The organism is Sulfurihydrogenibium sp. (assembly GCF_027448985.1).
Lineage (GTDB): Bacteria > Aquificota > Aquificia > Aquificales > Hydrogenothermaceae > Sulfurihydrogenibium.
Map to the genome: position 1 here is coordinate 1 of NZ_DAIDMN010000048.1, position 11,795 is coordinate 11,795.

Annotated in this window: 14 protein-coding genes and 1 pseudogene; 10 read left to right on the forward strand and 5 right to left on the reverse strand. The window is 34.4% G+C overall.

Features of this window, described 5'->3' with window-relative positions; all coding sequences use genetic code 11:
• Positions 1–7: 7 nt before the first annotated feature.
• The 3 genes from pgk to guaB are packed head-to-tail and all read right to left on the reverse strand — an operon-like array spanning position 8 to position 2,159.
• Positions 8–304 carry a phosphoglycerate kinase gene (gene pgk / locus NE054_RS05195; protein WP_297889413.1) on the reverse strand — a complete coding sequence of 99 codons (297 nt, stop codon included), beginning with the start codon at positions 302–304 and terminating at the stop codon, positions 8–10.
• 21 nt (positions 305–325) lie between these two features.
• Positions 326–682: a hypothetical protein gene (locus NE054_RS05200; protein WP_297889416.1), complete on the reverse strand. Its 357-nt coding sequence runs from the start codon at positions 680–682 to the stop codon at positions 326–328.
• Positions 683–692: 10 nt separating this feature from the next.
• On the reverse strand, positions 693–2,159 hold the full coding sequence (gene guaB, locus NE054_RS05205) for an IMP dehydrogenase (RefSeq protein ID WP_297889419.1): 1,467 nt from the start codon (positions 2,157–2,159) through the stop codon (positions 693–695).
• A gap of 89 nt (positions 2,160–2,248) precedes the next feature.
• On the opposite strand from guaB, the gene thrC reads away from it, so the two are divergent.
• The 6 genes from thrC to uvrB are packed head-to-tail and all read left to right on the forward strand — an operon-like array spanning position 2,249 to position 7,351.
• Positions 2,249–3,478 carry a threonine synthase gene (gene thrC, locus NE054_RS05210; protein ID WP_297889422.1) on the forward strand — a complete coding sequence of 410 codons (1,230 nt, stop codon included), beginning with the start codon at positions 2,249–2,251 and terminating at the stop codon, positions 3,476–3,478.
• Complete coding sequence (locus NE054_RS05215) at positions 3,478–3,849, forward strand: hypothetical protein (RefSeq protein WP_297889425.1); 372 nt, start codon at positions 3,478–3,480, stop codon at positions 3,847–3,849. The genes thrC and NE054_RS05215 overlap by 1 nt, the downstream gene beginning before the upstream one ends.
• A 9-nt stretch (positions 3,850–3,858) precedes the next feature.
• A complete protein-coding gene (locus tag NE054_RS05220; protein ID WP_297889428.1) occupies positions 3,859–4,140 on the forward strand; it encodes a MoaD/ThiS family protein in 282 nt (93 codons plus the stop codon).
• A 14-nt stretch (positions 4,141–4,154) separates the two neighbouring features.
• A complete protein-coding gene (locus NE054_RS05225) occupies positions 4,155–4,397 on the forward strand; it encodes an NIL domain-containing protein (protein WP_297889431.1) in 243 nt (80 codons plus the stop codon).
• A complete protein-coding gene (locus NE054_RS05230; protein WP_297889434.1) occupies positions 4,398–5,312 on the forward strand; it encodes a Ppx/GppA phosphatase family protein in 915 nt (304 codons plus the stop codon).
• Positions 5,313–5,362: 50 nt separating this feature from the next.
• Positions 5,363–7,351 carry an excinuclease ABC subunit UvrB gene (uvrB, locus tag NE054_RS05235; RefSeq protein WP_297889437.1) on the forward strand — a complete coding sequence of 663 codons (1,989 nt, stop codon included), beginning with the start codon at positions 5,363–5,365 and terminating at the stop codon, positions 7,349–7,351.
• Here uvrB and NE054_RS05240 read toward each other — a convergent pair.
• A complete protein-coding gene (locus NE054_RS05240; RefSeq protein ID WP_297889441.1) occupies positions 7,348–7,521 on the reverse strand; it encodes a hypothetical protein in 174 nt (57 codons plus the stop codon). The genes uvrB and NE054_RS05240 overlap by 4 nt on opposite strands.
• A gap of 80 nt (positions 7,522–7,601) precedes the next feature.
• On the opposite strand from NE054_RS05240, the gene NE054_RS05245 reads away from it, so the two are divergent.
• From NE054_RS05245 to NE054_RS05260, 4 genes and pseudogenes are all read left to right on the forward strand, one after another.
• The gene (locus NE054_RS05245; RefSeq protein ID WP_297889445.1) at positions 7,602–8,597 is read left to right on the forward strand and encodes a 3-dehydroquinate synthase II; all 996 of its coding nucleotides are present in this window, start codon (positions 7,602–7,604) and stop codon (positions 8,595–8,597) included.
• Positions 8,598–8,599: 2 nt separating this feature from the next.
• Positions 8,600–10,147 carry an MlaD family protein gene (locus NE054_RS05250; RefSeq protein WP_297889447.1) on the forward strand — a complete coding sequence of 516 codons (1,548 nt, stop codon included), beginning with the start codon at positions 8,600–8,602 and terminating at the stop codon, positions 10,145–10,147.
• Positions 10,148–10,160: 13 nt separating this feature from the next.
• Complete coding sequence (locus tag NE054_RS05255) at positions 10,161–10,862, forward strand: Crp/Fnr family transcriptional regulator (RefSeq protein ID WP_297889449.1); 702 nt, start codon at positions 10,161–10,163, stop codon at positions 10,860–10,862.
• A gap of 143 nt (positions 10,863–11,005) precedes the next feature.
• Positions 11,006–11,182: pseudogene (locus NE054_RS05260) on the forward strand (TolC family protein); the annotation flags it as partial.
• A gap of 119 nt (positions 11,183–11,301) precedes the next feature.
• Here NE054_RS05260 and NE054_RS05265 read toward each other — a convergent pair.
• On the reverse strand, positions 11,302–11,795 hold a 494-nt coding region (locus NE054_RS05265), incomplete at its 5' end, for a TolC family protein (RefSeq protein ID WP_297889452.1).

Here is an 11,795-nt window from a genome sequence, read left to right on the forward strand (position 1 = left end):
GAGTATTTCAGAAAAGCTCTGTTAAACCCTCAAATGTACCCATCTTAAATTTATCTATCTCAAAAACACCCATTGGACCGTTCCACACAATCGTTTGGGCATCTTTTAGTATTTCCTTTATTAACACAACAGATGCATGTCCAATATCAAGTCCAAGCCAACCTTTAGGTATTTCCTGCCAAGCTACCTCTATAACAGGTGTTTGTTCCGATACCGCTTGTCCACATACAAAATCTACAGGTAAATAAAATTTAACACCTTTTTGTTTTGCTTTTTCTACTATTTCAATTGCTTTATCAAACATACAGATGCCCTCCTCTAAGATTTAAATTTCTTCTTCGTTTTCTCCTTCTATCGTATCAAAAAGGTTAAATCCATCTACTTCAACACCTTTTAGTTTTAAAGCTGTCTCTCTGAGAAGTTCTAAGTACGTTGCTATCTCTTTATATGATTCAAGCATCGCAGAAAGTTTAACTATCTGTTCTGGTGGTAATCTTTTTTCGTAAAGCCGGATTGCTTTTTTTATTGCAGCTTTTGTGACTACTATCTCTCCGGCTTTTTTCTGCCATTCACTCCAAAACTCGTTGGTTCCAAGAGGACTTTTTACTATAAATCTATCAAGGTTTGTTATTTCCTGAGCTAGTAAAATATCAAAGTCGTTGTTTTTTTTAAATTTTTTCATTTTAAATCTCCTAATCTATCCAGTAGTTAGGTGCTTCTTGGGTTATGTATATATCGTGAGCGTGGGACTCTCTTAAACCTGCATTCGTTATTTTTATAAACTTTGTTTTTTCTTGTAATTCCTTTATTGTTCTACATCCGGTATAACCCATACCAGACCTTAATCCTCCAACCAACTGATAAACCACATCTGCCAATGGTCCTTTAAAAGGTATCCTTCCTTCTATTCCTTCTGGAACAAACTTTTCAACATTTTCTTGAGAGTATCTATCACTACTGAATCTAGCTTTCATTGCACCTAAGGAACCCATTCCTCTGTAAACTTTATAGGACCTTCCTTGGTAGAATATCCTATCTCCTGGTGCTTCTTCTGTACCAGCGAACAAGCTTCCAAGCATAACTGTGTCGGCTCCTGCTGCAATCGCTTTTACTATGTCTCCTGAGTACCTAATTCCACCGTCAGCTATCAACGTTTTTCCGTATTTCTTTGTAATTTCTGCACATTTTGCTATAGCGGTAATCTGTGGAACCCCTATTCCGGCTACTACTCTTGTTGTACAAATTGAACCTGGACCAATACCTACTTTAACTCCGTCTGCTCCTGCCTTTATCAGGTCTTCTGCTGCTTCTGCTGTTGCAATGTTTCCACCTATAACGTCAAGATTTGGAAATTCAGCTTTAATTTTTTCCACAGTTTCTAAAACTCTAACAGAATGACCATGGGCAGTATCTACCACTATAACATCAACTTTTACAGAAACGAGAGCTTTAACCCTTTCCATCACATCCGGACCTACTCCAACGGCAGCTCCTACACGAAGTCTTCCAGCTGCATCTTTGCAGGCGTTAGGATACTTTTTCCTTTTGACTATATCTTTTATAGTGATAAGCCCTTTTAACACTCCATTTTCATCTACAACAGGTAATTTTTCAACCTTGTGTTTTTGGAGTATCTCTATAGCATCATCTAAGGATATTCCTTCTTTAGCTGTCACCAATGGAGCTTTTGTCATAAATTCGTAAACCGGTTTGTTGTAATCTTTTTTATGGATAAATCTTAAATCTCTGTTAGTTAAAATACCAACTAACTTATTTTCATCATCTACAACAGGTACTCCGGATATTTTATAGACAGACATTATATTTAAAGCTTCCTGTACCGTTTGATTAGGTTTTATGGTAACTGGGTCAGTTATCATTCCACTTTCTGCTTTTTTTACTTTTTCTACTTCGTACATCTGGTCTTCTATAGACATGTTTCTATGGATAATACCTATACCACCTTCTCTGGCTAACGCTATAGCAAGTCTATGTTCTGTAACTGTATCCATCGCAGCTGAAACTAAAGGTATGTTTACTTTTATATTAGGTGTAAGATAAGAACTAACATCTGTCTCATGGGGCAAAACATCAGATTTTTGTGGTAAAAGTAATACATCGTCAAATGTCAGGGCTTCTTCTATTGGAAATGTAAGCAAGACTAAAACCTCCTATGGTGAAAATTATTTATATTTTACCACATTTGTGTTAAAATTTTTACCTATACTTTTATTGGGAGGCAGTATAATTGGCAAAAGTAAAAGGGCTCAAATGTAAAGAATGTGGTGCAGAGTACCCTGTTGAACCTATCCATGTTTGTGAGTTTTGTTTTGGTCCATTAGAAATCGTTTATGACTATGAAGAAATAAAGAAAAACATATCAAGGGAAAAAATAGAGAAAGGTCCAAAAAGTCTATGGCGTTACGTTGATTTACTTCCAGTGGAAAATCCAACGGTAGGTTTATCAGCCGGATTTACACCGTTGATAAAAGCGGAAAATCTTGGAAAACTTTTAGGCTTAAATAACCTTTACATAAAAGATGACTCTGTAAATCATCCAACACTATCTTTTAAAGATAGAGTCGTATCTGTTGCACTATCTAAAGCAAAAGAGTTTGGATTTGACACAGCAGCCTGTGCTTCCACCGGTAACCTTGCAAACTCAGTAGCTGCTCACGCTGCATCTGCCGGAATGAAATGTTACGTTTTTATACCTTCAAACCTTGAAACAAACAAAATAATCGGAAGTCTTGTATTCAATCCGGTTGTTGTGGCGGTAGATGGCAACTATGACGACGTAAACAGACTATCTTCTGAAATAGCAAACGAGTTTGGCTGGGCTTTTGTTAACATAAATGTAAGACCTTTTTACTCAGAAGGTTCAAAAACACTTGCTTTTGAAGTTGCAGAGCAACTTGGTTGGAAAATTCCGGATACAGTTGTAGCACCTTTGGCATCTGGCTCACTTTATACAAAGATATGGAAAGGTTTCAACGAACTTATCCAAGTAGGTTTGGTTGAAGGAAAACCACCAAGAATGTTGGGAGCTCAAGCTGAAGGTTGTAGTCCTATATATCAAGCATTAAAAGAAGGAAGAGATTTTATAAAACCTGTAAAACCAAATACTATAGCAAAATCTATTGCGATAGGAAATCCGGCTGATGGTCCTTACGCTGTAAAAGTAGCAAAAGAAAGTCAAGGTGATATCCAAATTGCAACAGATGAAGAGATAATAGAAGGAATTAAACTACTTGCAAAAACTGAAGGTATATTTACAGAAACTGCCGGAGGAACAACAGTAGCAGTCCTTAAAAAATTTGCTGAAGCAGGAGTATTTGACAAAGATGAAGTTGTTGTAGCATACATTACAGGAAACGGATACAAAACTATGGAAGTACTTGAAGGAAAGCTACAAAAACCAATTCATATAAAACCATCTTTGATAGAATTCAAAGAAAAAGTTATAGGTAAAAAGTAATGGCTTACACTTTACCACGAGATGTATTTAACTTATTAGAAGAGACTTTTGGAAGTAAAGAAAAGGCAGAAAAATTTGTTACCGCTGTTGAAAAAACGATAAACGAAATATATGAGAAAGCTAAAGAAGTTATAACACAAAAAAAGGAACACATAAAAATAGAACTTAAAGAAGAACTAAAAAACGAACTTATAACTAGAGATTTATTCGAAGAAAGATTTAAAATTATAGATGAAAGATTTAAAGTTGCAGATGAGAAGTTTAAAAGACTTGAGTTTAAGTTAAACATTTTAATCGTTTTAGTTGTAATAGCTCTAACATTTGCAAACCCTAATTTTGTAGCTTTAATTGAAAAATTAATCAAACCATAGGAGGTTAACATGGCAGTTGTCGTGAGAATACCAACAGCTTTAAGAAGAATAACACAAGGACAAGGTGAAGTTTCCGTTGAAGCTTCAAACATAGGACAGCTAATAGAAGCATTAGAAAAAGAGTTTCCAGGGATAAAAGAAAGACTTGTTGATGAAAACGGTGAAATAAGAAAGTTTGTAAACTTTTTTGTTAACGACGAAGATATAAGATTTTTACAAGGTAAAGATACTCCTTTAAAAGATGGAGATGTTGTAGCGATTATTCCAGCTATCGCAGGTGGAAATAAATAAAAAGGAGTTGAGTTATGCATTCTATGAAACTAAAACTCATTTATCCAGAAGAAAAAGTAAAAGAACCTATACTAAGTAGAGTATGTAAAAAATTTGATGTTGACATCAATATAAGAAAGGCAAATGTCCAAGAAAAAATGGGATGGCTTGAACTTGAATTTATTGGCAACGAAGAAGAGATTGAAAAAGCCATCAACTTTTTGGTTGAAAGCGGTATAGAAGTTTTACCAATAGAAGGTCAGGTTTTTGTAGAGTAGATGAAGACAAAAATAATTGTCTTAATAGACATAGGAACATACTCTACCAGAATGTTAATTGTAGCCGTCCATAAAGACGGCCATTTTGACGAGATATTTTCTGTGGGAAGAATCACAGCTCTTGGTAGAAAACTTAAAGAGACCGGACTCCTTCAAAAGGAAGCTATGGAAGAAACATTAGCAGTTTTAAAAGAGTATACGTTGATAGCAAAAGAGTACCATCCGGATAAAATAATAGCCGTAGCAACACAAGCATGTAGGGAAGCAAAAAATGCCGAAGAATTTTTACAAAAAGTTAAAAACCTTGGAATAGATGTAAGAGTAATATCCGGGGAAGAAGAAGCCCAACTATCATTTTTAGCAACATCAAAAGCCCTTAAAATAGAAGACAAATTTGTCGTAATAGACCAAGGAGGAGGCAGTACAGAGTTTTCATACGGAGAAAAAGACAAACTAATAAAGGCTATTTCTTTTCCATTTGGAATAGTAAACCTTACAGAAAGATTTATAAAATCAGACCCACCAACGGAAGAAGAACTACAACACTTACAAAACTTTTTAAAAAGCCAAATTCTAACAGCTTATGAAGATATGAAAGATGCCAATCAACTTGTAGGTTTAGGTGGTACAATAACAACGGTAGTTGCATTAGAAAAAAATTTATACCCCTACGACTCTAAAAAAGTCCACGGGGCTGTCTTAACTTATGAAAGTATAAAAAAATGGTTTGAAAAACTTTCTTCTATGACTATCCAACAAAGAAAAGCAATTCCGATGATAGAAGACAAAAGAGCAGAAGCGATAGTATCCGGGATAGCCATATTCAAAGTAGCAATGGAAATATTCAACAAAGATACAATAAAGATAAGTGAGTGGGGGATAAGACACGGCTTACTTCTAAAAGAGATATCTTGATAAAACAGCATAAAGGTATAATTTTTTTAAAAAAATTAGGATTGACAGGAATGGCTAAATCATTGTTCAAATTAAAATCTCCTTTTAAACCAACAGGAGACCAACCAAAAGCAATAAAACAACTTTACGAAAACCTAAAATCCGGATTAAACGAACAAGTACTACTTGGAGCTACCGGTACCGGAAAAACCTTTACAATAGCAAACCTTATAGAAAAATACGGAAAACCAACCCTTATCCTATCTCACAACAAAACGTTAGCAGCTCAGCTTTACAGAGAGATAAAAGAACTTTTTCCGGATAACGCAGTAGAGTACTTTGTATCGTACTACGATTACTATCAACCGGAAGCCTACATCCCACAAAAAGACCTTTACATAGAAAAAGACAGCGCAATAAACGACTCAATAGACAGACTCAGACACTCGGCAACAAGAAGCCTTATAGAAAGACCAGATACAATAGTGGTTGCATCAGTTTCATGTATATACGGACTTGGAACACCAGAATTCTACGAAAAATTAAGATTACAAATCTATGTCGGAATGGAGATAGACAGACAAAGCTTCCTTAGAAAATTGGTAGAATTACAGTACCAAAGGGATGACTTTTCTTTAAAAAGAGGAACATTCAAAGTAAAAGGAGATACCATAGAAATACTTCCAGCCTACTCAGAAGACATCATAATAAGAGTAGAATTTTTCTCAGACGAGATAGAAAACATAACAGAAATAGACATATTCAACAGAAATATAAAAAGAAGATTAGACAGAACAGTCATATTCCCTGCAAGTCACTACGTGATACCAAGACCAGATATGTTAGAAGCGATAAAACAGATACAGAAAGATTTAGAAATAGAAGTAGAAGAATTTAGAAAAGCCGGAAAAGAGATAGAAGCAAACAGATTATGGCAAAGAACCAACTACGACATAGAGATGATGTTAGAACTCGGCACATGTAAAGGTATAGAGAACTACTCACGATACTTCGACGGAAGAAAGCCGGGAGAACCACCTTACACACTGATAGACTACTTTCCAGAAGACTTTTTACTAATTGTAGATGAATCCCATGTAACGATTCCACAAATAAGAGCAATGTACAACGGTGACCTTGCAAGAAAAGAAAACCTCGTAAAATACGGATGGAGAATGAAATCCGCATACGACAACAGACCTTTAAAATTCCAAGAGTTTGTTGAAAAAATCCAAAAAGCAATATACGTATCCGCAACTCCCGCACGATGGGAAATACAAAGGTCAAAAGGAGTTATAGTAGAACAGATAATAAGACCAACAGGTTTACTTGACCCAACTATAGAAGTAAAAAAAACCCAAGGACCGATAGACGATTTAATAAACGAAGTATGGAAAGTAAAAGAAAGAGATGAAAGGGCATTAGTCATAACTCTAACCAAAAAGATGGCAGAACATCTGGCAGACTATTTACAAGAAAGAGATATAAAAGCAATTTATTTACATTCAGAAATAGATACGATTGAAAGGGCAAAAATAATAAAAGAGTTTAGAGAAGGAAAGTACGATATTATAGTTGGAGTAAATCTTCTGAGAGAAGGACTTGACATGCCAGAAGTTTCTTTGGTTGCAGTTTTAGATGCTGATAAACAAGGATTTTTAAGGTCAAAAACAGCCCTTATACAAACGATAGGAAGAGCAGCAAGAAACGTAAACGGAAAAGCAATTTTATATGCAGATAAGCTAACCCCAGCTATGGTTGAAACCATAGAAGAGACAAACAGAAGAAGAAAAATCCAAGAAGAGTACAACAGAAAACACAATATCACACCCCAAACAGTAAAAAAAGAAATAAAAGATTTAATATCATTAGAAGAACTTGGAATATTGGAGTTATACCAACAAATTCCGGAAAATATTACCTCAGAAGAAGACCTTTTAAAAGAGATAGAGAAGTTAGAAAAACAGATGTGGCAGTATGCACAAAACTGGGAATTTGAAAAAGCAGCAGAAGTTAGAGATAAACTTGAAAAACTCAAAAAATTAGCAACAATTCTCTAAACATAACAGTCAATGTGACCATCATTAATTACACAGCTCTTTTTTTCACTCTTTTCCTTTTCTTCAGGAAGTTTTTGATTTTTAGTTTTTCTTTTTAAAAACTCCCTTTTAGAATCCTTATCAGAAATTGGCTTAATCTCAAAAACTTTTTCAAGATTTAAATCAGCCATAGTAAAACTCCAAAAAGTCCTTTAATACGATTAAATTTATGGTAAAATTAGAAAAAAACAATCTGAAAAGAGGAGAATGAATGAAAGAGTTTATACTTGATGCAAGAGGACTACCTAAAACAGCAATTACAACAGCGATAGAATCCGGAGTAGATTATATTCTAATAGAAGAAGATAAAGCAAGCGAAATAAAAAAACTTGGAAGAGTAAAACTCATCATCCAAGACAAAGAAGGAAACTTAACAGAAGATTTTGTAATTGTAAAGATAGAAAATAAAGCAGACGAAGAAAAAGCGGCCTCTTTAGCAAAAAGTGGCAAAAAAGTGATAGTCCAAACCACAGATTGGACAATAATTCCGTTAGAAAATCTAATAGCACAATCACCTAACATTTACTCAATAGTAAAAGATGCAGAAGAAGCAAAAACATCAATCGGTATATTAGAAAAAGGAGTTAGAGGAGTTGTACTAAAAACTCAAGACTTGAACGAAATAAAAAAAGTGGCAAAAATTATAAAAGAAGACACAGAAAAGCTAACTTTGGTAAAAGCGAAAGTGACAGCCATAAAACCAGTTGGAATGGGAGATAGAGTGGCGGTAGATACTACATCCTTACTCAAAAGAGGTGAAGGAATGTTGGTTGGAAACTCATCCGCCGGAATGATACTTGTCCATGGAGAAACAGAAGAATCAGAGTATGTTGCGTCAAGACCATTTAGAGTTAACGCTGGAGCGGTTCATATGTATACAAGAGTTCCTAACGGAAAAACAACCTACTTAAGCGAGCTATCATCCGGAAAAGAGGTTATGGTTTACGATTACAACGGAAACGGTAGAGTCGTTTATGTAGGAAGAGCAAAAGTCGAAAGAAGACCTATGGTGTTGATAGAAGCAGAGTACGAAGGAAAGAAACTTTCAGCTATCTTACAAAATGCAGAAACAATTAGAGTGGTAAAACCGGATGGTTCTCCAATATCTGTTGTAGATTTAAAAGTCGGAGATGAGATTATAGGATATGTAGAAGAAGCCGGAAGACACTTTGGAATGAAGGTAGATGAAACAATAATGGAGAAGTAAAAATGAATAACTCACTAAAAGTAGGAATTTTTGTATTAACAATATCAGCGATACTTGGATTTTTAATCATCAAATTTAGCGGAAAAGAATTCGGTCAGTCCTATAAAGATTACTACGTTTACTTTACAGATGCCCAAGGACTGTCTAAAGGAGCTGACGTACAGGTACAAGGTGTTAAAGCCGGAAAAGTGGAAGACATAACATTTGAAGAAGGTAAAGTTAAAGTAAAATTCAAAGTCAGACAAGAGATACCTATTTATAAAGACGCCAAAGTGTTAATAAAAACGTATGGATTGATGGGAGATAAGTATCTCTATATAGAGCCAGGAAACCCATCAGCAGGAGAGCTCTCTTCTGGAGGTGTAATTCAAAATATATCAAAGATGGCATCTACAGAAGAGATGATAGACCAAGTTCAAGTAGCAGCAAGAAAATTTGCAGAACTAATGGATAACCTAAACAAAGCAACGGGAGATGATAGACTAAAGAAACTTATAGAAGATTTTGATAAATTTGCATACAACACAAACGATTTGGTCGTAGAAAACAAAGAAGATGTAAGACGAGCTATAGCAAACATTAGAGCAATAACTGCAGAACTTAGACAAAAGTTGCCAAGTATAACAGAAAACCTTGATAAAACCTTAGAAAACACAAAGAATATAACAGCGGAAAATAAAGAAGATATAAGAAAGTTAATAGCAAATCTAAAAGACCTATCAATAGCTCTTAAAGAAAAAGCACCAAAAACATTAGATTCAGTAGATAAAGCAGCTACAGAAATAGAAAAGGCGGTAAGTGAAAACAGACAAGATTTAAGAATAAGTATAGAAAACATTAAAAAAGCATCAGACAACTTAAATCAGATTTTAGCAAAAGTTAACGAAGGAAAAGGAACCCTTGGAAAACTTGTAAATGAAGACAGTTTTTACAACAACGTAAACGAAGGAGTCAAATCTTTTGCAGAACCATTTAAAGTTGTAAAAGAATCTAACCTTGAAGTTATGATGCAAGGAGAAAAACATACAGGGAACAAAGACTCAAAAGCAGGGGCAGCATTTAAATTTATACCAACGGATGACAGATATTACTATGTTGGAATACTTTCAAACTCTCAAGGTTATGTAGATAAAAAGGAAGAGATTACATCCAACGGCACAACTACAACATACGTAACAAAGAAGTATGGAATTTTATTTGATTTACAGTATGCAAGAAAGGTTTTAAACTTAGGAGAGTATCAACTTTGGGCTAGATTTGGTATAAAAGATTCTTCAGCTGATATAGGTGGAGACTTTGTTATAAACAACAACTTAAAATTAGTAGCGGATTTATACAGATTCAACAGAAAAGACCTAATAAACCAGCCAAACAATCCACAGTTTGACGTAGGTTTTGAATACAGATTTTCCAACTATCCAATTTTTGTTAAGTTAGGAGGCTCCGACCTTCTAAACAGCTCAGTTAGAGGAGTGTATATAGGTGGTGGATTCGTATTTACAGACAATTACTTAAAATACTTACTCGGTTCTTTACCAAAAGTAAGATAAAAGAGGTGAGAAAATGAAAGAGATAAAAAATGTTGATAAACTAGAGATATTAAAAAACATACCGCTTTTCTTCGGATTAAAAGAAGATGAAATTAAAAGTATAGAAAAATTTTTCATACTTAAAGAGTATAAAAAAGGAGAATACATATTCTACGAAGGAGATAAAGAACCTGGAATATACTTTATAGTAGATGGAATAGTAAAACTCATTAAAGAGACTTCAGACGGAAAAACAGTAATCTTAAGACTTGCTACAAACGGTGAGAGTTTTGGCTGGCTTGTGATGAAAGATACTGCACCTACAAGTACATACTCTGCCCAAGCATTGATAGATACGAAAGTTTTATATATCTCCAACCAAGACTTTTTAAAACTTTTACTTATGTATCCTGCATTAGCAGTTCGGATAACATGTGATTCTACCAAAAAAACATTGGAAGCCTACGATAGATTAAAAAGTTTAGCTGTTGAAAAAGTAGAGGGAAGAATAGCAACATTACTACTTGAACTTGCAGAAAAAATAGGGAAAAAAGAAGGTGATAATGTAGTGATAAACGCTCCTATAACAAGACAAGATATTGCAGAAATGGCAGGAACGACCGTAGAAACTGCAATACGAGTGATAAGCCGTTGGAAAAAGGAGGGAATACTCGATACAGAAAGGGGAAAAATAGAAATTTTTGATATTGATTATCTCCAAGAATTGATAAGTTAGTAAAATATAAAGAAAATCAGAAAAAAATCTTTAATGAATGGTATAATAATAATATATTAATATTCTAATATTCTAATAATGAGGTTAAGCAAATGAAGAAAACAGGAAGTATAAGCTTTTTAATGGTGACAGCCATATGTTCCATGTCATTTGGAAGAGAAATTACACTACAAGAAGCGATTGAATCTGGATTACAAAATAACTACGAAGTAAAAGCGACCGAAAAACTTTTAAAATCAAAAGAGTACAGTTATCAATCTGCAAAAGGTTATATGTACCCTACCTTAAATTTTAGTGAGATTTTCATGAGAACCAACGAACCCGGATACGCTATGTGGAACACGATGAGCCAGAAAAAACTTGATTTTATGACATCCTCAAAGTTTGTAGATATGACAGCATTGAACCCAATGTTTGGAAATATGTTTTCAAAACCGTCCTATCCAGAAGTAAACAGTTGGAGAACAAAATTAGAATTACAAGATGCAAAAGCTCCTACGGTAGGTAAAAGGTCTGATTTGTTAAAATCAACAAAATTTTCTGCCATTTTTATTTTTTCTTTTACCGCTAAAAGGTCTGACCTATGGGATAAAGCGTAATTTTGATATTCTTCAACTGGTTTTTCTATACTTTCACATTGTAGATGTCCAACAACATCAATATTTTTAGGGTCTTCGTTTTCGATTCCCATAGCTAAAAGAAGACCTCTTTTTGCTACCAAGTAGTTGTTTTCCGCTTCTTTTATTTTTGCTGCCATATCGGATAGATAAACTTTTGCTCTTAGTTCATCTGCTGGAATTGCAAGTCCGTTTTTAACCATTGACTTAGCTGTTTGGTAGTGTTTTTCAGCATCTTTGTACGCTTGGTTTGCAAGATTTATAGCCTCTTTCGCAAGTAATGCACCATAGTAGGCTTTAGATATATCATAAATCG

Bases quoted from the DNA above. Each gene is read 5' to 3' on its own strand.
- pgk (WP_297889413.1), bottom strand. From the start codon at position 304: ATGTTTGATAAAGCAATTGAAATAGTAGAAAAAGCAAAACAAAAAGGT.
- NE054_RS05200 (WP_297889416.1), bottom strand. From the start codon at position 682: ATGAAAAAATTTAAAAAAAACAACGACTTTGATATTTTACTAGCTCAG.
- NE054_RS05215 (WP_297889425.1), top strand. From the start codon at position 3,478: ATGGCTTACACTTTACCACGAGATGTATTTAACTTATTAGAAGAGACT.
- NE054_RS05220 (WP_297889428.1), top strand. From the start codon at position 3,859: ATGGCAGTTGTCGTGAGAATACCAACAGCTTTAAGAAGAATAACACAA.
- NE054_RS05225 (WP_297889431.1), top strand. From the start codon at position 4,155: ATGCATTCTATGAAACTAAAACTCATTTATCCAGAAGAAAAAGTAAAA.
- NE054_RS05230 (WP_297889434.1), top strand. From the start codon at position 4,398: ATGAAGACAAAAATAATTGTCTTAATAGACATAGGAACATACTCTACC.
- uvrB (WP_297889437.1), top strand. From the start codon at position 5,363: ATGGCTAAATCATTGTTCAAATTAAAATCTCCTTTTAAACCAACAGGA.
- NE054_RS05240 (WP_297889441.1), bottom strand. From the start codon at position 7,521: ATGGCTGATTTAAATCTTGAAAAAGTTTTTGAGATTAAGCCAATTTCT.
- NE054_RS05245 (WP_297889445.1), top strand. From the start codon at position 7,602: ATGAAAGAGTTTATACTTGATGCAAGAGGACTACCTAAAACAGCAATT.
- NE054_RS05250 (WP_297889447.1), top strand. From the start codon at position 8,600: ATGAATAACTCACTAAAAGTAGGAATTTTTGTATTAACAATATCAGCG.
- NE054_RS05255 (WP_297889449.1), top strand. From the start codon at position 10,161: ATGAAAGAGATAAAAAATGTTGATAAACTAGAGATATTAAAAAACATA.